The organism is Vibrio rhizosphaerae, from assembly GCF_024347095.1.
Lineage (GTDB): Bacteria > Pseudomonadota > Gammaproteobacteria > Enterobacterales > Vibrionaceae > Vibrio > Vibrio rhizosphaerae.
Window position 1 is genome coordinate 408735 of sequence record NZ_AP024904.1, and the last position, 22854, is coordinate 431588.

Annotated in this window: 25 protein-coding genes; 24 read left to right on the forward strand and 1 reads right to left on the reverse strand. The window is 46.8% G+C overall.

Annotation, left to right across the window (positions count from 1 at the left end; translation table 11 throughout):
* Nucleotides 1–44 precede the first annotated feature (44 nt).
* From OCV37_RS16955 to OCV37_RS17040, 18 genes are all read left to right on the forward strand, one after another.
* Nucleotides 45–1163 (forward strand): DUF2586 domain-containing protein, encoded by a 1119-nt coding sequence (locus OCV37_RS16955; protein WP_038180982.1) that lies wholly within the window; start codon nt 45–47, stop codon nt 1161–1163.
* Nucleotides 1160–1615, forward strand: coding sequence for a phage protein (locus OCV37_RS16960; RefSeq protein ID WP_038180984.1), 456 nt, complete (start codon nt 1160–1162; stop codon nt 1613–1615). The genes OCV37_RS16955 and OCV37_RS16960 overlap by 4 nt, the downstream gene beginning before the upstream one ends.
* A gap of 199 nt (nt 1616–1814) precedes the next feature.
* Nucleotides 1815–2096 (forward strand): putative phage tail assembly chaperone, encoded by a 282-nt coding sequence (locus OCV37_RS16965; protein ID WP_038180988.1) that lies wholly within the window; start codon nt 1815–1817, stop codon nt 2094–2096.
* 8 nt (nt 2097–2104) lie between these two features.
* Nucleotides 2105–2284, forward strand: coding sequence for a DUF6890 family protein (locus OCV37_RS16970; protein ID WP_038180990.1), 180 nt, complete (start codon nt 2105–2107; stop codon nt 2282–2284).
* A gap of 26 nt (nt 2285–2310) precedes the next feature.
* Nucleotides 2311–4329, forward strand: coding sequence for a phage tail protein (locus OCV37_RS16975; protein WP_157634958.1), 2019 nt, complete (start codon nt 2311–2313; stop codon nt 4327–4329).
* A complete protein-coding gene (locus OCV37_RS16980) occupies nt 4319–4651 on the forward strand; it encodes a DUF2590 family protein (RefSeq protein ID WP_038180994.1) in 333 nt (110 codons plus the stop codon). The genes OCV37_RS16975 and OCV37_RS16980 overlap by 11 nt, the downstream gene beginning before the upstream one ends.
* Nucleotides 4648–5853, forward strand: a complete 1206-nt coding sequence (locus OCV37_RS16985) for a baseplate J/gp47 family protein (RefSeq protein WP_038180996.1) — start codon at nt 4648–4650, stop codon at nt 5851–5853. Before OCV37_RS16980 ends, OCV37_RS16985 begins: the two co-directional genes overlap by 4 nt.
* Nucleotides 5846–6415 carry a phage tail protein gene (locus OCV37_RS16990; protein ID WP_038180998.1) on the forward strand — a complete coding sequence of 190 codons (570 nt, stop codon included), beginning with the start codon at nt 5846–5848 and terminating at the stop codon, nt 6413–6415. Before OCV37_RS16985 ends, OCV37_RS16990 begins: the two co-directional genes overlap by 8 nt.
* An 11-nt stretch (nt 6416–6426) precedes the next feature.
* A complete protein-coding gene (locus OCV37_RS16995) occupies nt 6427–8220 on the forward strand; it encodes a tail fiber protein (RefSeq protein WP_051680512.1) in 1794 nt (597 codons plus the stop codon).
* Complete coding sequence (locus OCV37_RS17000) at nt 8220–9200, forward strand: hypothetical protein (RefSeq protein WP_051680513.1); 981 nt, start codon at nt 8220–8222, stop codon at nt 9198–9200. Before OCV37_RS16995 ends, OCV37_RS17000 begins: the two co-directional genes overlap by 1 nt.
* Nucleotides 9201–9310: 110 nt before the next feature.
* Complete coding sequence (locus OCV37_RS17005) at nt 9311–11056, forward strand: phage tail-collar fiber domain-containing protein (protein WP_051680516.1); 1746 nt, start codon at nt 9311–9313, stop codon at nt 11054–11056.
* A gap of 2 nt (nt 11057–11058) precedes the next feature.
* Complete coding sequence (locus OCV37_RS17010; protein WP_051680518.1) at nt 11059–11412, forward strand: hypothetical protein; 354 nt, start codon at nt 11059–11061, stop codon at nt 11410–11412.
* A gap of 94 nt (nt 11413–11506) precedes the next feature.
* On the forward strand, nt 11507–13441 hold the full coding sequence (locus OCV37_RS17015; protein WP_169739362.1) for a phage tail-collar fiber domain-containing protein: 1935 nt from the start codon (nt 11507–11509) through the stop codon (nt 13439–13441).
* 10 nt (nt 13442–13451) lie between these two features.
* The gene (locus tag OCV37_RS17020; RefSeq protein ID WP_051680523.1) at nt 13452–14018 is read left to right on the forward strand and encodes a hypothetical protein; all 567 of its coding nucleotides are present in this window, start codon (nt 13452–13454) and stop codon (nt 14016–14018) included.
* A 2-nt stretch (nt 14019–14020) separates the two neighbouring features.
* On the forward strand, nt 14021–14908 hold the full coding sequence (locus OCV37_RS17025) for a hypothetical protein (RefSeq protein ID WP_038181000.1): 888 nt from the start codon (nt 14021–14023) through the stop codon (nt 14906–14908).
* Nucleotides 14896–15369, forward strand: a complete 474-nt coding sequence (locus tag OCV37_RS17030; protein WP_038181002.1) for a baseplate complex protein — start codon at nt 14896–14898, stop codon at nt 15367–15369. The genes OCV37_RS17025 and OCV37_RS17030 overlap by 13 nt, the downstream gene beginning before the upstream one ends.
* The gene (locus OCV37_RS17035; protein WP_038181005.1) at nt 15366–16958 is read left to right on the forward strand and encodes a hypothetical protein; all 1593 of its coding nucleotides are present in this window, start codon (nt 15366–15368) and stop codon (nt 16956–16958) included. The genes OCV37_RS17030 and OCV37_RS17035 overlap by 4 nt, the downstream gene beginning before the upstream one ends.
* Complete coding sequence (locus tag OCV37_RS17040; protein ID WP_038181007.1) at nt 16958–17155, forward strand: hypothetical protein; 198 nt, start codon at nt 16958–16960, stop codon at nt 17153–17155. Before OCV37_RS17035 ends, OCV37_RS17040 begins: the two co-directional genes overlap by 1 nt.
* 19 nt (nt 17156–17174) lie before the next feature.
* Here the strand turns inward: OCV37_RS17040 and OCV37_RS17045 are convergent, their stop codons facing one another.
* Nucleotides 17175–17477 carry a helix-turn-helix domain-containing protein gene (locus tag OCV37_RS17045; RefSeq protein WP_038181010.1) on the reverse strand — a complete coding sequence of 101 codons (303 nt, stop codon included), beginning with the start codon at nt 17475–17477 and terminating at the stop codon, nt 17175–17177.
* Between the two features lie 218 nt (nt 17478–17695).
* On the opposite strand from OCV37_RS17045, the gene OCV37_RS17050 reads away from it, so the two are divergent.
* From OCV37_RS17050 to OCV37_RS17075, 6 genes are all read left to right on the forward strand, one after another.
* A complete protein-coding gene (locus OCV37_RS17050; RefSeq protein WP_038181013.1) occupies nt 17696–17926 on the forward strand; it encodes a hypothetical protein in 231 nt (76 codons plus the stop codon).
* A gap of 187 nt (nt 17927–18113) precedes the next feature.
* Nucleotides 18114–20042 (forward strand): threonine--tRNA ligase, encoded by a 1929-nt coding sequence (gene thrS / locus OCV37_RS17055; RefSeq protein WP_038181015.1) that lies wholly within the window; start codon nt 18114–18116, stop codon nt 20040–20042.
* 3 nt (nt 20043–20045) lie between these two features.
* Complete coding sequence (infC, locus tag OCV37_RS17060) at nt 20046–20597, forward strand: translation initiation factor IF-3 (RefSeq protein WP_084717461.1); 552 nt, start codon at nt 20046–20048, stop codon at nt 20595–20597.
* A gap of 102 nt (nt 20598–20699) precedes the next feature.
* Nucleotides 20700–20894 (forward strand): 50S ribosomal protein L35, encoded by a 195-nt coding sequence (gene rpmI, locus OCV37_RS17065; RefSeq protein WP_027694124.1) that lies wholly within the window; start codon nt 20700–20702, stop codon nt 20892–20894.
* Between the two features lie 42 nt (nt 20895–20936).
* Nucleotides 20937–21290, forward strand: coding sequence for a 50S ribosomal protein L20 (rplT, locus tag OCV37_RS17070; RefSeq protein ID WP_021019837.1), 354 nt, complete (start codon nt 20937–20939; stop codon nt 21288–21290).
* A gap of 141 nt (nt 21291–21431) precedes the next feature.
* Complete coding sequence (locus tag OCV37_RS17075; RefSeq protein ID WP_038181020.1) at nt 21432–22634, forward strand: sugar efflux transporter; 1203 nt, start codon at nt 21432–21434, stop codon at nt 22632–22634.
* Nucleotides 22635–22854: the final 220 nt, after the last annotated feature.

Here is a 22854-nt window from a genome sequence, read left to right on the forward strand (position 1 = left end):
CAAGCAGAACAATCGGATGATCACATTAAATAGGAGCGGATAACATGGCGTGGCCCAGCGTTATTATTAATATTAAAAACATGATGAAAGGCCCCATTGCCGGGGTGGAATATCATTTTCTGTTTGTCGGATACGGGACTGTCTCCGGTACAGAACGTGAGTTAACGGTTGTTGATGCTTCAACCGATCTGGACGCCGCATTAGCTTCAGCCGGAGAATCCCTGCGGACGACTGTGATGGCTGCGAAGCTCAATGGTGGCAGTGAATGGACTGCCGGAGTGATGGTGCTTGATCAAGCCGATAACTGGAAAGATGCAGTACGTAAAGCCAACGAAACCGCAAGTTTTGAAGCATTTGTACTGGATTTCCCTGCGACGGATAAAACGTTGCTTGAAGATGCGATTGCAATGCGCACTGAGCTGAAAAATGCATTGGGTCGTGAAACTTTCGCAGTGTGTTGTCTGCCTGAGATCAATCATACCGACGCAACCAACGGCGAAACGTGGGAAGCGTGGTTAGCGAAGTCAGTTGCGATTGTTGACGGCGTTGCCAGCCAATACATCACTGTGGTGCCGTCGGTTCATGCCGATGGGTCAACACTGGGTAAATATTGTGGCCGTCTGGCGAATCAGGTGGATGCATCGATCGCAGATTCTCCGGCACGGATTAAAACCGGTAGTGTTGTCGGGTCAACGGATTTTCTGACCGATAAAGATGGCAAAGCTTTGGCATTGTCTGTATTGAAAACACTGGAATCGAATCGCATTTCCTGCCCGATGTGGTATCCGGACTATGACGGTCAATACTGGACAACCGGTCGTACTCTTGATGTGGTCGGTGGTGATTTCCAAGACATTCGCCATATCCGTGTTGCGATGAAAGCTGCCCGTAAAGTCCGTATCCGTGCCATTGCCCGCATTGCGGATCGCACATTCAACTCGACACCGCAGAGTGAAGCACAGGCAAAACTGTTTATGACGCAGGATCTGCGTGAAATGGCACTGACCGGCAATCCGGGTGAAATCTATCCGCCACAAGATGATGACATTCAAATCAAGTGGGTCAACAGCACTGAAGTTGAAGTTTATATGGCTGTTCAGCCGTATGAATGCCCGGTCAAAATTACTGTTGCAATCTATATCAGCCAAGGAGATAAAGCATGAGTGCCCGTTTTTCCGGTCGTAGCTTTGATACGACACTATTTGGAGTGTATGTCCATGTTAAAAGTGCGACAGCAACAATCAATGATGAGTCGGCCGTTGCCTTTACTCGTGGTGTAACAGACGGTTATACCGACGGTAAAGTCAGCTGTGATGTTGAACTCGAAATGGATCTGAAACAGTTCCAGAAAATTCATGGCGCAGCAAAAAAAGCCGGCAGCTACCGCGATATGGAACTGCAGGAGCTTCAGTTCTATGCCCATAACAGTGAAGGCGAAGATAAAATCGAACTGTACGGTGTGAAGTTCGTCCTTTCCGATCTACTTAATATCGATTCAGAAAGTGCCGATAAATCGACTCGTAAACTGAAAGGTTTTGTCACCAGCCCGAACTTTGTCAGGATCAATGGTGTGCCTTATCTGTCTCAGGCCGATACAAATAATCTCATTGGCTAATTAGGCCCCGATTCCAATCACGGGGAACAGCCTGACATGATCAGGTTCGTATTCGACCAAGGCTGAGAAAATCATCGAGAAACCACTATGTATCAGGGTCAGCCCTGAGGGATTTCTGCGGCCTGAATTGTCGGTTGTGCCCCACTTATACATCAATTTTATATGTGCCTTGTGGCCTTGAACAAAGAGAGAAAGAGAGATGACTAAAGCTGCTTTTACCATTAAACCGGTTGTTGTCACGATTGGTGAAACTGATTTTACGTTTAAACCGACAGTGAATGATGCCAACAACTATACCAACCATGTGTCGATGGACAGCAAAGTTGAACCGGCACGGACTTATCTTGAGCGTACCGTTGATGATGCACAGAAAAGTGAACTGGTTGAACTGATGAATACGGTTCCCGGCCTGGTGATGGAAGTCTTCAGTTTGGTGCATGAATCTTCCAAAGGCGGGATTTCAATTACCCTAAAAAACTAACGGAGCGGGTGAAGCGCATTGAAACCAATGGGTTGGAACAAGCGCTCACCCTGCGGCGATATTACTTTCCCGACGGAGAGGATGAACCGCAAGAGTTAGCAAGGGCGCTCTGGCTCGATCAACATGAGAAAGAGCGCATGGAAGTCGCGGTTATGAGTGCAGTTGCGAGGTTATTTAATCACCGATGAACGATTCAGTCTTAATAGAAATCAATATGATTGATAAGTTGACTCAGCCTTTGACCGGTGTTGTTGACCAAATCAATCAGATTGTCCAAACCGCCAGTAGCGATTTTGACAAGGTAAAATCCAGTGCCTCAGATGTCATCCAGACGTTTACTGAAATGGGAACATCACTTGAACCTGTATTGACGATGGATTGGGATGTCGGAGGTATCGACTCTCTGGAAGATGTCGGTCGCATTCTTGAGCATGTTTCTGCAGCATCGAGCGAGATACTCTCGCTCGGTCTCGGGAGTCAACTGGTCCAAGTATTTAAAGATGCTGAAGGAGGGATCAATAAATTTGCTGACAATCTCGATCAGGGGATAGATAAGGTTATCGAAACATTTGATCTGGCGAAAGCCAAGGTCAAAGATTTTTCCGGTGCTGCCAAAGCGCAATTTTCGGCGGTGTCACAACGAACACAGAATTTCATTCAGGCTGGTAAGGGACTGACTACCTCGTTTTCGAGTGCTGGGGTCAAGGGATTTGCCAGTGTTGCCAAGGCGCAATTTGCAGCCCTGTCTCAACGAACCCAATCTTTTCTCAGTCATGTGAAAAATATTGGCACAGCCTTTTCTGCCGGTGGGCTGAAAAATGGTGTCAAGAATCTTGCGGCGTCAGTGAATCAGCAATTGTCCGGCATTTCACGAAGAGCCGCTGGATTGTCTGACATGGGCGGGCGAGTACAACAGTTTCTGGGACCTATTTCTTCCTCGCTTGATAATGTTAAAAATAGTCTCTCTCAGGGGATGGGAGAAGGCATTGCTAAAGTCACCGCGTTAGGTGAAAAGTTTCCTTTTCTTGCTGGCGGCACAGAGTTTGTTGTTGCCGGTATGACATCGCTTGATGGGGTCATGAAATCGGCTTCCGGTACTTTAGGTGGTGTACAAAGTGCATTAACTTTTGTTTCCGATTCTGTTGGTACATTTCAAAGTGTTATGGGATCGGCCTCCGAGGTGATCACCTCGTTTCAAAGTGTCATGGGAGCTATGTCAAATGTGATGACCACGTTTGGCCGTTTGATTCCCAGCGTATCGAGTGTAATGGCGGTCATGGCCAGTCCGATTACATGGGTTGTTTTAGGAATCGCGGCACTGATTGCGACGGTCTACCTGATTATTAAATATTGGGACGATCTGGTTGCCGCTTTCTCAAAAGTCTGGATTTTCCAACAAATTGGGCAATTGTTTGGTTGGCTTGGAAAGCAATGGGAGAAGTTTACATCATATCTTTCTGACACCGGTGTCATGAGTATATTGATGAACATATACAGTGGATTTGTCACTGCTTTTTCTGGGATTGGTTCGGTGATTAGCGGCATTGCCAGCGTGATAGGTAGTACATTCAGCCTGATATTTTCACCCATTCGGGTTGCGTTCAAGCTGGTTCAGTCATTCTTGACGTTACTCGTTGATGGTCCTGCTGCTGCGATGGGCGTGTTAATGGAAATTCCAAATATCTTCACTGGCATTGCGGATTCTTTTTCAGCAGCGTTTCATTCCATTACAGAAGGGATTCAAACTTATATTGATGGCGTGTTGAATGTATTTAAATCGATCGGATCTGGTATCTCTTGGATAGCCAGTAAGCTCGGTATTTCAATTGGTAATGATGACGCTGAAAAAACTGAACAACATGTATCAACGGAGGCTCGAGCATCTGAGAATATTCAGAAACAGGTTCAGTCGGTGAGTCGGGGCTCGGAATCAAGCCGCTCATCCGAGAAGCGTGTCATAGCGGAAACGCGAACGACAGAGAACATTCAGAAACAGGTTCAACCTGTTACCCAAACATCGGCGTCCGTCAACGAACCTTCAGCCGGGAGTGATTCGGTCATGGCTTACAAACGTCAACAGAACACTTTGCCTTCCGGCATGGTGCAAAACATGACCAGTACGCAAAGCCAACAGGTGAGTGAAGTGAAACGCTTCGGTGACATTTACATCACTGCACCGAATGGTTTAACGCCGGATCAACTAGCAGAATGGGATGAAATCAATGTCGGATAAACAGTATATCGATATCAAAGTCGTCGATGGTGGTTGGGATATGGATGCCGGGCAGCAGCCAACCCTTTGTAGCGATGCTTACAGCATCGCGCAGGATGTCAAGCATGCCATCATGGAATCCGGTTTAGCCAGAGAGCTTCAGGCTGAACGAAATCCAGTATTGCGCGCCAATGTGCTGCTGCAAATTGAACAAATTGCGGAAAACGATCCCCGGATTATTCCGGGGACAGCCACCGTAACCGGAGATGTCTCCGGTACCGTCGGGCTCTCTGCTCAGGCATATGACAGCGAGGGCGTTATCAATACAGAGGTGAACATATGAGTAACAGACCCCAAGCCGATTTTTTAACTATTCTGGCGGAATCCGGCGTTCCGCTGAGCGAACAGGCATTAGAAGAGCAACTGAAAAAGGAAGTGTCTGCGGCTGGCAGTCTATTGTCGAATGATTCTGAAATGTCACCGTTTTGGCGCTGGGTCCGGGCGGCGGTGGTCAAACCCGCGTTATGGATGACCCGCACGCTTTTGGTCACACATGTGATGCCGAATATGTTCGTGGCAACTGCGGAGCGTTGGGCCTTAGAGCTGAAGGCGTGGGAACTGAATGTTGAACCGAAACAAGCGGTAAAAACGCAGGGTTATCTGACGATGACCAAAGAGAATATCAATGATGAAGTGCTGGTCGAACGTGGCGTGTTTGTGCAGACTCTGGCCATTGAGGGCGTCGTGTACCGAGTCAAGGTCACTGAAGATACGGTGATCCCTGGCGGGCTGGCCAGCGGACAAGTTCCCGTTGAGGCTGAACAGGCGGGTGTAGCTTATAACCTGCCTGCAGGCTACCTCAATATTCTGCCGACCGAGGTTCCGGGGATTGTTTCTGTGGTCAATGATGCCGGGTGGATTACCCGACTAGGTGCCAATGAAGAGTCTGACGAAGAGCTCGCATTAAGGCTGCAAAACGCCTTTACCGGCTCCGGCGAGTGGCATATTAACGATGTTTACCGGTCAATTATTGCCAGTGTTGCGGGTATTCGCAGTGACAACATTTTCTTCCGCAATACTGGCGATATCTCACCGGGGACCGCAGAAGCCCTGATTCTGGTGGAAGTGGGAGAAACACCGCAGTCGATTATTGAAACACTGAATGACTACATCATGAATCAGGGTCATCACGGTCATGGCGATGTGCTGACCTGTAAGCCGATTCCTGAGACGCGTCATGATGTGATTGCCGATGTGGTGCTGGCAAAAAATCTGACAGTTGCGCAGATGGCAGAAACGCTTCAGGAAGTCAGAGATCGGATTCGGGCCGCATTTCGTGAAACCAAAGCGTATGACGAAATGACCCGTGCAGCTCCCCAGAGCCGGTTCAGTATCTCCCGTATGGCGACGGAGATTCACAACAACATGGCTAACGTGAAATCTGTGCGCATCACGCTTGATGGTGAGATTCAGGAAGATATCGTCAGTGGCTATACGCAGCCACGTTTAAAATCTTTAACGGTTGGGGAATTAGCAGATGAGTGATCAAAATGCACCTCAAATGGAAGAGATCGTGATTCCGTGGTGGGAAGACGGTGAAACAACGTCAGAGACGGTGAAAGAACCTTATTTTCTGACCCGGGGCGTAACCGCTTTCCTGAATAAAATTCGTTCAGGTTTGCTGTTTCCGTTACAGCAGATTGATGCGCTGACCTGCCATGAATCCTTGCTGAACTTACTGGCTTGGGATCGTGATATTCAGCGCTTTGCCGGAGAACCGTTGAGTCTGTTTCGAACACGGGTGAAGTATGCGGCGATTAATGCCAAAGATGCCGGCAGTGTGGCGGGGTTCAAACGCATTTTTGCCCGGTTGGGTATCGGCATTGTTGATTTTAAAGAACGACAAGATCCTGTCGAGTGGGATGTCTGTCTCATCCAGTTAACCGACAGTGATATCTCGATGAATACCCGGTTACTCCAGACATTGATTCGTCAGTACGGTCGCACCTGTCGTCGTTACCGTTTCCAAATTGTCTATCCGTCCTCGGTGACACTGGCTGCCAACGGATTTCATCAAACTTTTGCACTATATAGTGCTTCACTATAAGGGAGGAGATCATGAGTCAAGTTGCAATTCCTTTCGCGTTTGAAAGTTATCTGCAAGATCGACTGCTCAACGGTCTGGCACCGGATATGAATGAGGTGATCTTTGCCTATCTGCCAGACTTGGATCCGGAGCAGGTGATTGATCGCAATTTAGGGCTACCCGCACCAACTTACTGGGTGTACCGGCAGGATGTGACCCAGAAGGCGAAACTGAACGATGATTCAGTCGCCTACTCAGTCGTCATTCCCAGTGAGGTTGAGACATTTACTTTTAATGCGATTTATCTGCATGACAAACAGACTGCGGATTCTTGTGGCCTGGTGGTGCACAAAACTGCGGAAACCAAAGAGCCGGGGATGTCGAGTGTCCGCACTTGCGTGCAGCAATATACCGGTGCCGCAAGGGCAGCCAAGATTAACGTGACCCCTGAGAGCTGGCAGATCGATTATCACGCCCGTTTGTATGGTATGGATGACGACTTACGTTTGGCATGTTTTGACCTGTTCGGAGCGGCATCGTTTTTTGCCGATGGTTTCTTAGTGACGCAATCGGGCAGTGATTATCTCTGCCAGCAGGGAATCGGTTATGTTGCAGGTCTGCGTTGTGTCAATCAACAACAGGTTCAACTCCCTGATGCTCAGGCTGGATCTAAAATTTACTTGGATGTCAGCTGGCAGGGACAAGTTGTCAGCCGCTGGGCAACACGTTGGACGCTCGTTGTGAGTGCAACCTCAATCACCGATTATACGGAAGATGGTATTCAGCATTATGTCGCGCCAATTGCTCAGATTGAAGCGGATGGCCGAGTCACGGATCTGCGGCATTTAGGGCTGGATGAAAACAAGTTGCCGGATGCGACAATAACCACCAAAGGTGCTGTCATTCGGGCAACTGATATTGATGTTCTGAACGGTCGAGGATCCGATATCCTTTCAGCTGAACAATTGAAAGCGGCAATGTCTCAATTTGGTTTGTTTGGTTCAGCCTATAATTTAGGGGATGTTGTTGAGCATTCGGCTTTTGACTCAGCACCACATGGACTGATTGCATTTACATCACGATTACCACTGAATAATGACATCAATGTTGCATGGCAAGGGGTTAAATCAACCTATGGCCCAGCGTATACAATTATTGCTGCTTCAAATAATGCGGGAGATCCAAAACTGGTTTTCTATCATTCGACACGGAATCAATGGTCTGAATTGCAGCAGGTTGATAGTTCGGCCTCTTTATGTCCCATTGGAGTACCCCAACCATGGCCGACAGATACCGCGCCTGCCGGATGGGCGATCATGAAAGGACAGGCGTTTGATACAAAAGCCTATCCCGTACTGGCTGCGTTATATACAGACGGGGTTTTACCGGATATGCGCGGGTTGGCGATTGTCGGTAAGAAAGATGAGGAATCTGTGCTTTCTTATGAAGCGGATCAGGTGAAAAACCATGGACACCCTGACTCATCCGTTACCAGTACCGATTTAGGAGGTAGAAATACTAATGGTGGGGGCGATCATGAGCATTACTTGTTTAGAAGTGGTAACTCTGCACCTCAGACAGGTGCATCGAACTTGTCATCAGGTAATTATGCTGCTTCGGGGACAGGACCAAGTAAAATCTATGAAGGGTATAATATTATGGCGACGGGCAATGTATCTAACGTTGGCAGATCGAGTCGCTCCCCACAACATATACACTCTATGTCTATTGGTTCACACGCACATAGTGTTGCAATTACCGCATTCGGTGCAACTCAGAACACTATCAAAAATAGGAAATTCAATTGGATCGTGAGGTTGGCATAATGTACTCAATTGTCAATAAAACATGTTGTTTAGAGGTTTCAAGAATCTCTGGTGATGGTTACTGGCTGGGTAACGGTCAAGAGCAGGTTATGCAAGGTACGGCTTTAGGAATGGACTGTACCACTGTAATTTTTATACCGAGCCGTGAAGGGATGACGGGAAAATATAATCGTGAAACCGAACAATGGTCTGAAATTGTAGATAACACGCAAAAGCCATTTTGGAATCAGAATGGTTTGGAGCAGCGAGTTGACACACCTGAAAGTAATTTTCCCGAGTGGGCTATTTTTGAAAAACCACCTACATATAACCGCCAAAAAGAAACTATAAATTTTGAAGATGGTCAATGGGTGGTTTATGAAAATCGACTTGGCGAATCTTACTATGATGAGTGGGGGAATGAATTAAGCGTTACTGAATATGATTTTAAACTGCCAGATCGTCATACATTTTTAAAACCATTCAAGCCAGCTGAAGGTTATGCAATTCGATTAGTGGATGGACAGTGGCAAGAACTCGCTGATCATCTCGGTAAAACGGCCTATGCAAAAGATGCTAGTCAGCCGGATATAACAATCAGTCAACTCGGCGAAATTCCTGATGGTTACACGCTGAAAGAGCGTGGCAAATTTACGCGATGGGATGAGACGCTGGGCGATTGGGTTTACTCTCAAGAGCTCGAACAACCCGTAAAAACAGATGAAGAGAAAAACTGGCGCGATGAACAGCTGCGCAATGTACTCGATCGCATCGATCAATATGAAAAAGACCAGAACTATGAACCACATTACCGGACTTCTCCGCTGAGTGAGACCGAGTATTTAGGTTTACTCGGATATCGAAAACTGCTGTGTGATTACCCGGATAGTGACGGTTTTCCGTTTGGTGAGCGTCCTGTTCTGTCATATCCCGAGCCGGTTGCAGAACCACCGAAACCAACCATGATGCAGCGTGTGCTGAACAAAGTGAAGCCTCGCTGAGGGCGCAATCGACATCACAGGTCATTCAAAAGACGGTGACGGCAAGGCCGACCATAGATAGCTGTAATGCTGTCGGCCTCTGCACATCGTGATTACAGAAAGGTTTTATTATGAGTCAAGTTGTTATTCCTCTGGAATTTGAACGCTATTTGCAAGATCGGCTGGTCAATGGACTGGCTCCGGATATGAACGAGATGATCTTTGCTTATCTGCCGGATTTGGATCCGGAACAAGACATTGATCGCAATCTGGGGCTGCCGGATCCGTCTTACTGGGTACATCAACAGGAGATTACCCAGAAGGCCAAACTCCACAATGATGCAGTCATCTATTCGGTGGTGATTCCCGGCGATGTTGAGGTATTTACCTTTAATGCGATTTATTTACATGACAAACATACCGCACATTCCTGTGGTTTGGCGGTGCACAAAATCGCTGAAACCAAAGAGCCGGAGATGTCGAGCATCCGTTCTTGTGTGCAGCAATACTCCGGTGCTGCAACTGCAGCGGATATTCATGTCACTCCGGAGAGTTGGCAGATCGATTATCAGGCCCGTTTGTATGGTATGGATGACGATTTACGTTTGGCATGTTTTGATCTGTTTGGTGCAGCTTCATTCTTAGCGGATGGTTTTCGGGTTAAGTCTGTTGATGGGAAATATATCTGTGAAGCCGGAACGGGATATGTGGCAGGGCTGCGTTGTGTCAATCTCAGCCAGACTGACATCGCTGGTGTCGTGCCAGATTGCGGGGTTTATCTCGATGTGAGCTGGCAGGGTGAAGTACGAAGCCGTTGGACAAGCCAGTGGAAAATCACTGCCAGTAATACAGTTTTGACGGATTATGTTGTCGACGGTGTTCAGCATTATGTCACGCAAATTGCCCGGATCGAAACGGACGGCCGGGTGACGGATCGCCGTCATCTGGGGCTGGATGAACATAATCTTCCCGATGCAACAACCTTGTCAAAAGGGGCGGTTGTTTTAGCGAGCGATGCACAAGTGAATGCCGGCCAGGGCGCTGGCGTGGTATCACCGCAGCAGTTAAAGCAGGCATTGGGACGATTCGGCCTGTTTGGCAAAGCTGCAACGTTTAACGATTTTGATACTCAGGTAAATACCGGTTTTTTCACCGCATCATCCACAGTGCTAAGTCCACCAATTGCAAGCACCGATGGTTGGTTCTTAACCGTATTACGTGGCAGTGATAACTATCTACACCAAACGGCTCATGATGCATCTGCGGTAAACCGAACATTTACCCGGGCGAAAGCGGCAGGTGTCTGGAGTCCGTGGGTTCAAATGACGACTGGGAATGATATCCAGCGCAGCTTTGTCGGGATGATCGCTGATTTTCAAATCGCCGCGCCGAAGCCCGGCTGGTTGAATGCCAACGGAGGCGAAGTTTCCCGCACCACTGATGCAATTTTGTGGCAATACGCCCAAGATGCCGAGCTGATCATTGAGCAGGCAACCAAAGATGCTGACCCGATGAAGTATGCCGCCTATTTCGGTGACGGTGATGGGTCAACTACATTCACTCTGCCGAATTTCCATCTGGGGCATTTCCGGCGTGGAACTCCGTCAGGCGTGACACACGGTACAACGCAAGGGGATGCAATTCGGAATATTTGGGGTGGTTTTACCACAAATAATGGATGGATGTTTACTGGGGCACAAGGGGCATTTGTTAGGACTGGGGGGATAATGAATCTTGCGAATGCAACAACGAATGCGGGAACATCAATGGTTAGCCCTGCTCTTGAATTTCATGCATCCAATATTGTACCGACATCAACCGAAAACCGCCCCTATACCGTCAATATTGCTGTGAAAATTTTCAGAGGATGGCTATAAGCATGAATAAAAAAATAACCGCGTATCATTATTCGTCTGAGTCTGGCTTATTGGTCGGGACCAGTCCGGCCTTTATTGAGTATGGCTATGATCATTATATCAAACCGCAGTGCGCCACATTTACGTCACCACCGGAGTTCGATAGCGCCACCCAGCAGTGCCGTTATCTGCCAGAGAGCGATAGCTGGCAAGTTGAAGCAAGGTCTGAAGTGAAAGAAGAGCAGACTGAAACTTCGTTATCGACGCAAGCGGAGCCGTCGGGAGATGCGCCATCAATTACGGATCAACAAACGTTATCTGCACCAGCGAAACCCGGTGCTGTGCGACGGCTGCTGAACCGGCTGACTTCCCGCTGAGTAACAGAGCATATCTGAATGATTAATCATGCTGACGGTTGGAAGCTCATGGCAGTTTTCTGACCGGGCAGCAAATAAGAGAAAGGTGTTTATCATGAGTCAGGTTGTGATTCCTTTAGAATTTGAACGTTATCTGCAAGATCGCATTATCAACGGGCTGGCCCCGGATATGAATGAAATGATCTTTGCTTATATCCCTGGTTTAGACCCGGAACAACCAGTCGATCGCAATCAGGGGCTGCCGGATCCGTCGTACTGGGTCTATCAACAAGATGTCACCCAGCAGGCGAAGTTAAATGATGACGCAATCATTTATTCGCTGGTGATCGCCGGTGATGTAAAAAAATTTACATTTAATGCGATTTATCTGCATGACAAAAAGACCGCCAATTCTTGTGGGTTGGTGGTGCACAAAATGACGGAAACTAAAGAGCCGGAGATGTCGAGTGTTCGTTCCTGCGTGCAGCAATATTCAGGGGCGGCCTCGATTGCGAAGATTCACGTGACGCCGGAAAGCTGGCAGATCGATTATCAAGCCCGCTTGTATGGTATCGATGACGACTTACGTTTGGCATGTTGGGATCTGTTTGGGGATGCATCATTTCTTGGTAATGGATTTCAGGTTAAAGCGTCAGATGGTGGTTATCAGTGTTCTCCCGGTGTCGGATATGTGGGCGGATTACGTTGTGTGAATGACGCATTAACAACGCTCTCCAACGTGCAGGCTGGGGATGGCATCTATCTGGATGTGAGTTGGCAAGGGGATGTGCTGAGCCGTTGGGCAACACAGTGGAAACTAGTGGTGAGTGCGACACCTTTAACCGACTATGTGGATCACGGAACACAACACTATGTAACACAGATTGCCGCAGTGAAAGCGAGTGGCAGTGTGACCGATCTGAGACATTTAGGGATTGATGAGAGCAAGCTTCCCAACGCGACCACAACGAGAAAAGGGGTGGTGGCTCTGGCGACTGACGGCAATGTCAAAACTGGCAAAGGCACCGGTGTGATCTCTCCGCGGCAGTTGAAACAAGCGTTGGATCAGTTCGGGGGATTTGGTCAGCCTGTCGATTTGGGCATGATTACTGATAATACTGCGCTGGATAGTGCACCGATGGGATTTATATCCTTTGCTTCGGCTTTACCGTTTGATCCGGACGCGGTGGCAGTTGCATGGCAGGGTATTAAAGTGGCCTCAGATGATGAAACTTATGATGGTGCCTATACGGTGATCGTATGTTCAAATAATGCAGAATCACCACCGATGATGGCATTTTATCATTCAACTAAAAATCAATGGTCTGCAGTTCTGACGAACATTAATGCTCAATTTGCACCATATCAACCCGATCGCGTTTATCGAACAGGGGATGTTTGTACAACTTATGATTCTGGAACCGGAGAACGAAAATTCTGGCAAATGTACGCAGGTCCGAACATGACTTGTTTAGGGAAAAACCCAGATGATCCATTAAATCGACATGATGGATGGTCCGATTCGTCAGCCCCATTCTGGTGGATTCCGTATGGCGGGAAAGTGGGACAGCCCTTTTTCTGGCTTGACACGACGCCGCCAGAAGAAGCGGTCATGGAGATAAATGCGGATTTACCAATTTCTGTCTATTGGCGTTTAGCCAAAGCATATCCACACTTGGTGACCGGAGATACGATTAATACAGGGGAAATACGAGGGGAATTTCTGAGAGTACTTGATCAAGGACGAGGTATTGATGCTGAGCGTAGTATTAACTCATGGCAAAATTCCTCAGCATTTGTAGGAGATGGTGATGGTTATAATATTTTAGTTCCTAATCTTAGTTCTGCCGAACATAAAAGAGTTTTGGGTTTTGAATTTGATAAAGCAACTGATTCAATATCAGCGAATTTTGCTGCGCTTAATAATAATGATCGAAATGCAAAAGTGATCACTTCTGGGGCAAAAAGTCTGGAGACAGCGAATATAACATCAGATTTCGCTCGGTTAAGAGTCCGCAATATCGCTCGTCCAATGGCTATTTACATATAGAGGAGCCACTATGAAATATTGGCAATTTGATACTGTCACAAGAGAAGTTTCTACCGTTGCAACAGAGGCTTTAAAGCGTGGAGGGATATTTCATATTCCAGCTAATGCTATCACGGTTCGTCCTCGAGAACCTAAATCTGGATTTGCCGTTGTTGCTTTCAAAAATAAAAATGGCACCAAATATATCGAAGATTATCGAGGGACATTGATTACGCACAAGACGACTTATTCGACGAAAGTTCACAGTACTCTCGGTCCAATTCCAGAAGACTGGACACTCAAACCTCGACCATTACATAGTTATTGGGATAGCGATATTGGTGACTGGATAATTGATAGCGCTTCTCAGGAAAGAGAGATAGCAGAATCTGAATACCAATGGGTTCAAAAAGAACTGGCCAATGTTGATATCCAGCTTAAGTATCACGCCACCGGCGATACAAAGAGACAGCAACTGACCGCTGAGGACTGGTATGGCTATGCGATTGCTTTGCGCGATTACACCACTACGGATGACGCAGGTCAGCCGGTGCTGGTGGGGAATACTCGCCCGATCCGGCCAACGGACGAGGGCTAATTATGTGGACTCAATCATCACTCACATGGCCAACTTCGGCCAACGGGATCCAAACCCGTGCGTCCTCGGTGATCGGGCAAGTTGGTGCAGACCATGGCGAAAATCGCTTATCCGCGCTGGAAAGTGATGCGGCATTTAGTCGTCATCCGCTCAGCCCAGATGCTCAGGGATTACTGAACCTGCGTACGGAACTGGATCATTTACTCACTCAAGGGCAAGTCCTGACGGTGACGCCGTATCAGTTTCAGGTCGGGAGCGAGTCGGAATCCGGTGAGGTTCTGGATACCGATGTTGCGATCAAGCGCTTGGCTGAGAAACTCAGAGATTATGCAGATGCGCATCGGCCCAGTGGGCAGCTTCACGCCATTGCGGTCATGATAACCGCTGCGACCCGACAGCAATTTGCGGAACAGCTCAAACAGGTCACGGCGGTCATACCGCTGCCTGAATGGTGTCAGGCCTTGCGTCACACTCAATCGTTACTGGCCGCTGATCATGAAAAATTACGCAAACCGGCGGCAATGATTCAGCCCCGGTTTAAAGCGGTCGCCCCGCTGACGACCAAACCATTTGTCGGGATGAATGCCGCATTAGGCACGCAAATAGCAACGTTGGAGTCACTGGCCAGTGACCGCGTCAATGTCATTGGCAAGCTGCGTCAACTGGCGGAAAAGCGTCAATCGACCCTACAAGCAGTAAACGACACGCTTCAGGCCATGCAAAGCATGGATGCTCAAGTCTGGTCAATCGCTTTAACGGCAGAACTGGCTGGCTTAAGTCACCAGCTCACAGAGATGTTGCCGCCCAATTATCATCGCTATGCGGTTGCCAGTTTGATACTCAGTGCATCGCCAATGCCATTTTTCAAGGAGTTACTATGTTCGCCTTAAACGGTCAGACATTTGGATTAAAAAACCTTACCGTCAGTTTTGAACGGGAATTAAAAAGCAAAGATATGAGTGCCCAGTCGTCCGGGACTGAACAAGCAGAACAGGGCGATAAAGCGGCAACACTCAATGTCTCAGGGTTAATTGCTTTCCACGATATTCACAAGCTGGAAGCGCTGCAAACTATGAGTTCGGCCAAGGATGACAAAGGCAATCGCATGGTTTACACGATTGTCGAAGAGATGGCGAACGCGTTTAAAATTAAGAAGGTCAGGTTCTCAGGGCGCTTTTCTGCTGCGCAGCAGGACAATGTGATGGCTTGGCAGGTGTCTTTCCAGCTCAAAGAATCAAACAGTGTGGCTGAGCAGAAAGAAGCACGTCAAAAAGAACAGACCAAAGCTAAACCGACTCAAAATCCCCGTTTTCAACAGTCGTTGAAGCAAAATGAGGAGGCGGGCCGATGAATTTAGAAAAACGCCTCTATATTTCCGGTGAAGAAGTCCATCTGGCGCGACATATGATCAGTCTCAAATTGTCGCTCGGTGGTAAGGCGATTTTCACTATTCAGGCTGAAAAGGCCCCGGAACGATTTGAACTGGTACGGCTGGATATTGGTTATGAGCATGATCTGTGGATTTTCTTTGAAGGGTATATCGATAAAGTTCAGCCAGCAGAAAATGGTTTCTTCAAAATCACGGTCAAAGAAAATGCCGGAATTCTCAGTCAGCGCTGGCCGATCAGCCTTGAACACCCGACCGCGATTGATGTGCTTGATCAACTGACAGTATTGACGGGGCTGGATTTTAAATATCCGGATGCCGAATATATGCGACAAGTGATTCCCAATTTTGTCCATCAGGGGAACGGCTATCAATGTTTGGATGCTCTGGCAAAAGCGTTTGCGATTGAAGACTGTATCTGGTTTCAGGATACGGATCAGAATATTTATGTGGGGGGCTATGCCGAGAGTCTTTTTGCTGGTAAGCCCATGTCTGTGCCGGCTGAATTTACCTCACGTCAGACCAATTCTAGTGTCACGTTCGTCCCGTATCCGATGCTGCGACCCGGCCGGGTGATGAATGGTCACCGGATTACTCGGATCGATCTGATCGAAGACGATATGACGGCTTACTGGCAACCGGTCAGCAGTGAAGCAGGGGCGCGGAAACAGCAAGTTTATAATGAGTTCCCGGAACTTTCCGCCGGCTATCACTTACCACTGTTCGGCCGGATTGAAGCGGTCCGTGATGTTGTGCCGCAAGGGAAGATCACCGATCCGTTCCGGCCGCGTTATGCCGTTGATGTGCAAATGCTGGATGCGGATCTTCAGGCGGATTCCGCCGTGCCGGTTTATCGTTCGATTCCGCTGCCGGTTGCCATGGGTGGCATTGAATCGGGATTACTGGCCTATCCGCTGGAAGGGATGCTGGTGGAAATTGCATTCGCTTATGGTCGCAGTGACCGGCCGATCATTCGGGGCGTTTATGGTTTCAATTATATGCTGCCGACACTTGAACCCGGTGAGCAAGTCCAGCAACAGCGGGATGAAGTCAGTCGTCGAATTGATGGGGTTGGCAATATTAACGATAAAACCGACCAGAAAATGAGCCGTTGTGCCTATCAGATGCAGGATCAGGCACAGCATTATCAGGGTGCGTTTGGTCAGCATCAGTTGGATATTCGCGAACATAGTCAGGAAAATATTACGGGGAAAAAACAGATTGAGGCTTTGGGGGCGGTTGAATTACTGGCCGGCGATAATCTTGAACTGGGCAGTCTGGGCAATCTGCATGTTGCTACCGCAGGGGATTGGATCACAACCGTCGGTCAACTACGCAACACCGTGATTCAATTGAATGATCAATTAAAAATTATGGGCAACCGACTGGAAGTGATCGAAAAAGATTGGCAAGCGTCGGCAGCGAATATGCGTTTTACCGCAGATTTGATCACGATGAATGGCGGGAAAGGCGTTGTACAAGGCGACTGTATTTGTGCCTTTACCGGTAAGCCACACTCGGATCTTTCTTCCACAGTTAAGGCAGGAAAATAATGGCACTAAGTAAATCATCACTGAAAGACAAAATTATTAACGAATTGAAACAGCAGAAATTTGTCACGGAAGGAACACATGCCCGCTCTGAAGAATTGGCAACTGCACTGGCAAATGCGATCGTCGATGAAATTAAAGAAAACGCCGAGGCGATCGTTTCCGGAGGAAGCTCTGCGGGACAGTGGCCGGTGAATTAGTTCGCTTGGTACAGATTTCTCATGAACGTTGTGTTTCAAACTTGAACGTTGTCATCAGAGATAACACCACCTGTTTGAGATTAGGCGGCATTTGATGCCAGAGGGTCAGGTATTCGGCGCTGTTGAGATGATCGGCTTGCGTCATCTCAGCAACACCGAGTACCACCATAATTTGATCTCTCATCTCTAGTGTCATTGACTGACGCCCGGATAATACTCGTTTAATTTTAGACTCGTCGATACCGGAAAGGGTTGCCAGCCGGGCATAGGAGAGGCCTTTGCTTTTTAAGATTTTCCGAATGAATATAACAGTGGGATGCAAAATCAATCCTTAAGACAGTATACATGATAGTTAATAATATTATCATTAAAGGTATTGATTCTATTGCTGATTTTATGATGAAAGGTGGTTCGCCTGTTGAACTTTTTGCGTTGCTCAGTTTGTTTTCCGGACTAATTGAAAGTTGTTGGTAGCAGATCGCATAAAATTTATTGCACTATAGCAAAATATACAAATTCAACGTGAGGCATAGGGTTATTATGAATAATAAAATCAAAGAGTTAGAGTATATTGCTGATGAGGCTGAGCTGGCAATGCTGGCACTCTCCTCGATGTTATTGATGGATTACAAAGGGATAGCGGTTTTACAGAAGAAAATGCATGAAATTAGTCAAAAAGCGCATCAGTTGATCGCACAGGAAACACATCAATGTAAAACAGCTGTTTTCAGTACTGAGCATGATGCAGAAGAATATCATATATCAGTCTGATAAATGGGTTGTGATTTCATCTCGTTGATTTAAAATGGTCGGTAAAGTACTCAGGATGATGCATCCGTATTTGCATCAAAATGGGTACTATTTTTATGCCGCGTGTTTTTCTCTATAAAAACACAACATTTACGAATTAATGAAGCATGTGTTGCTTGGTGCGCAACACCACTGTAAAGGATAAATCATGCCTATTATTACTCTTCCTGACGGTAGTCAACGTCAATTTGATCATCCCGTTTCTGTTTCAGATGTTGCTTTATCTATCGGTGCCGGTCTTGCGAAAGCAACCATTGCCGGACGTGTGAACGGTGCTCGTGTTGATGCCTGCGATCTGATTGAAAACGACGCCAGCTTAGAAATTATCACTGCCAAAGACGAAGTTGATGGTCTAGAAATCGTTCGTCACTCCTGTGCTCACTTACTGGGTCATGCGCTCAAACAACTGTATCCTGATGCCAAAATGGCGATCGGGCCAACTATCGACAGTGGCTTCTACTACGATATCGATTTGGAACAATCTTTGTCACAGGATGATTTGGAAAAAATTGAGGCGCGGATGAAAGCGCTGGCGAAAACCAAATATCAGGTGATTAAAAAGAATGTGAGTTGGCAGGAAGCCCGGGATACCTTTGAATCTCGTGGTGAACCCTACAAAATCGAAATTCTGGACGAAAATGTGGCGCGTGATGATCGTCCCGGACTTTACCATCATGAAGAATATATTGATATGTGTCGTGGCCCACATGTTCCTCATATGGGATTTTGTCAGCATTTTAAATTATTGAATGTGGCCGGCGCTTACTGGCGTGGTAACAGTGATAATAAAATGCTGCAACGGATCTACGGGACAGCTTTCCACGATAAGAAAGCCCTGAGTGCACATTTAACGCGTCTGGAAGAAGCTGCAAAACGCGATCACCGCAAGATCGGTAAACAACTCGATTTATTCCATATGCAGCAGGAAGCCCCGGGGATGGTGTTCTGGCATCATAACGGTTGGTCTGTCTTCCGCGATTTAGAAGTTTTCGTTCGTGAAAAACTGACAGAATACGATTATCAGGAAGTGAAAGGTCCGCTCATGATGGATCGGGTGCTGTGGGAACGCTCAGGACACTGGGACAAGTATGCCGAAGCAATGTTCACGACCAATTCTGAAAATCGTGAATATGCCATTAAGCCAATGAACTGTCCCGGCCACGTGCAGATTTTTAATCAAGGTCTGAAATCTTACCGTGATTTACCGTTGCGAATGGCTGAGTTTGGTTCATGTCACCGAAATGAACCGTCAGGTTCTCTGCACGGCATTATGCGGGTGCGTGGTTTTACTCAGGATGATGCGCATATTTTCTGTACAGAAGAACAGATTCAGCAAGAAGTGACTTCTTGTATCGAGATGGTCTACGATGTCTACCGGACATTTGGTTTCGAAAATATTGCCGTTAAGCTTTCAACCCGACCTGAACAGCGGGTTGGCAGTGATGAAATCTGGGATAGATCCGAAGAAGCATTGATGCTTTCTCTGAAATCCATGAATATCGATTACGAAATTCAGGAAGGCGAAGGAGCATTCTACGGGCCGAAAATCGAATTTACCTTGCATGATTGCCTTGACCGTACATGGCAATGTGGTACAGTGCAGCTCGATTTTAATCTGCCGGGCCGTTTGGGCGCGACTTATGTCGGTGAAAACAACGAGCGTCTGGTGCCAGTTATGATTCACCGGGCGATCTTAGGATCACTGGAACGGTTTATCGGGATTTTAATTGAAGAATATGCAGGATTTTTCCCGACTTGGCTTGCGCCAGAGCAGGCTGTCGTATTAAATATTACAGATAAACAATCTGATTATGTTCAGGATGTCGTCCGAAAACTACAAAAATGTGGGATTCGGGCAAAAGCAGACTTGAGAAATGAAAAGATAGGCTTTAAAATCCGCGAACATACTTTGAAACGTGTGCCGTACATGTTGGTCTGTGGTGACCAAGAAGTCGAAGCTGGCGAAATTGCAGTACGGACACGAAGAGGCAAGGACTTAGGTAAATTTAAACTGGATGATTTCATTGAGTTGGTCCGGACCGAAGTCTCTAGCCGTAAGCTCAATCTGGAGGAATAAACTATTAAAGGTGGAAGACGTGGCCAAGTACCGGCCAAACAAAACCAACATCGTATCAACGGGGAAATCCGTGGTGTACGTGAAGTCCGTTTATCGGGAGCAGAAGGCGAAGATTCTAGAATTGTTTCAATTCAGGAAGCGCTTGATACGGCAGTAGAAGCAGGATTGGATCTTGTGGAAATCAGTCCAAATGCAGAGCCGCCTGTTTGTCGTGTGATGGACTATGGTAAATTCCTCTTCGAGAAGAGCAAAGCTGCAAAAGAGCAGAAGAAAAAGCAAAAACAGATCCAGATTAAAGAAGTCAAATTCCGTCCTGGAACTGATATTGGAGACTATCAGGTAAAACTACGCAACCTGTTACGTTTCCTTGAAGAAGGCAACAAAGTGAAGGTAACAATTCGCTTCCGTGGCCGAGAAATGGCACACCAAGATATCGGTGTCGATGTTTTGAATCGTCTGAAAGAAGATACCGCAGATATTGCTGTTGTAGAATCTTTCCCTAGTCGGATCGAAGCCCGTCAAATGATTATGGTGCTAGCCCCTAAGAAGAAGTAATGACCGGCTTGCAAGTAATAAACCCTGCCGTTTTGAACGGTGGGGTTTTATTCGCCCTCATTACATGGTTATTAAAATCTAAACAATGCGGAGTTATTCATCATGCCTAAGATGAAAAACAACAAAGGTGCTGCTAAGCGTTTTAAGAAAACTGCTGGTGGCGTGAAGTACAAGCACGCGACTAAACGTCACATCCTGACTAAGCGTACAACTAAGAACAAGCGTCATCTACGTCCAAACTCAGTTCTTCCTAAATGTGAAGTAGCTGCTGTTGCACGTATGTTGCCATACGCTTAATTCTTTTTTGGTTTTTAATTCGTTTAGTTTAGGAGAAGCAGAATGCCTCGCGTAAAACGTGGTGTACAAGCTCGTGCACGTCATAAGAAAGTTCTAAAACAAGCTAAAGGTTATTACGGTGCTCGTTCTCGAGTTTATCGTGTTGCCTTCCAAGCAGTGACCAAAGCTGGTCAATATGCATATCGTGACCGTCGCAACAAGAAACGTCAATTCCGTCAACTGTGGATTGCACGTATCAATGCGGCATCTCGTCAGAATGGTCTGTCTTATAGCCGTTTCATCAACGGTCTGAAGAAAGCATCTATCGAGATCGATCGTAAGATCTTGGCCGATATCGCAGTTTTCGATAAGTCAGCATTTGCTGTACTTGTTGAGAAAGCAAAAGCCGCACTTTAATTTAAAGTTGTAGCCCAGTTTTCGGAAAGGAGAGCTTTTAGCTCTCCTTTTTTGTCTTTAGACGAAATGAATTGTTCCGGTTCTCTGTTGAATTAACTGGTTCTGGTGTTGTCGGTAGTTTTTGAGTGAAGGTCTGGTGGGATGAAATTTGAACTTTTTAGAGGTGATTCAGGCGTTTATTTCTGGTTGAATGGGTTGGCTGCAATGGCTTTTTCATTCATTCTACCAGTGATGAGCTTGTTCCTTATTGAAGGTTTAGGCATTGAACCCATGTATATCGGACTTTATACCGTCGGTACTGCGATTGCGACTATTCTGATTAGTCAGGTATTAGGGCGCTTGGCAGACAGAGGCATCGATAGTAAAACATTGCTGTTGATTTCAGTTGGCTTCCTGTGTCTGGCCGCCTTATGTTTTTCCCAACTGACTCAATTCTGGCAGGCGGTGATTGTCGGCTGGTGTTTTATGGCATTTGGTGCGTCATCAATTCCGTTGTTGTTGGCAATGATCCGACGTTTCGCAGAACGGTCAGGCAAAGATAGCACTAAGCTCAATTCTCAGATGCGCTCTTCAGTTTCTCTGGTATGGATTGCCGGACCGGCACTGGCTTTTGCATCGGTTGGTACGTTCGGCTTTCGGGCGAACTTTCTACTGGCTGCTAGTATTGCGCTATTAGTTTTGGTGATGGTATGGCGCTTATTACCGTCAGCATCAAAAGCTGTAAAACCTGAAACTTCCCATGAAATTGTGCCACCTTTTCCTTATAAAGTCTGGTTTCTCGGGGTCGGTATTTTATTTGCCAATATGGCAAACAGCACTTATATCAATGCGATGCCACTCTTTATTACCAAAGAATTAAATTTACCGGTTTCATATCCGGGGATTTTTATGGGATTGACTGCGGCATTGGAAATACCGGTAATGCTACTTTCTGCTGCTTGGTCACATCGTTTCGGCAAAATGAAGATGATGATGGTGGGGTTCATCATTGCTATATTCTTCTATACCGGCATTCAATATGCCTCGACGGTAGAATGGTTATTGGCACTGCAATTATTCAATGGGCTTTTTTACGGGATCTTTGTCGGTCTAGGGATTACGCTTTTACAAGACTCAGCACCTAAGCGGGTGGGGCAGGTTTCTGCTTTTTATACCAATGCGATGTCGGTCGGCACGATGTGTGGTACTTCTTTAATGGGATTTGTTGCCCAACAATATGGGTTCCGGAATGCTATCTATATTTCGTTGGCGGCTATTGTGATTTCATTGGGTATCTTTCTGGCAGTTCATTTGAATGAAAGTAAGCAGGGAAAAGTTTCCGAACTACAATCTCCGCCTGTTTAATTCACCGATTTTCAATTTCTTGTGATTAAATCCGAGTAATTGTATGCAATCGAGCAAGATCATGGCAGAAAAAACTGAATATGCTGTGTCAGGATGGTGATTGCTTGCAAAAAGAATCATGCCGTCGTACGGTAATCAATTGGTCATATATTTTGCCGGAATGTTATGCTTTTGCGTAAAATGATGACAGTACAAATGTAGAGAACAGAGCTAACAGGAA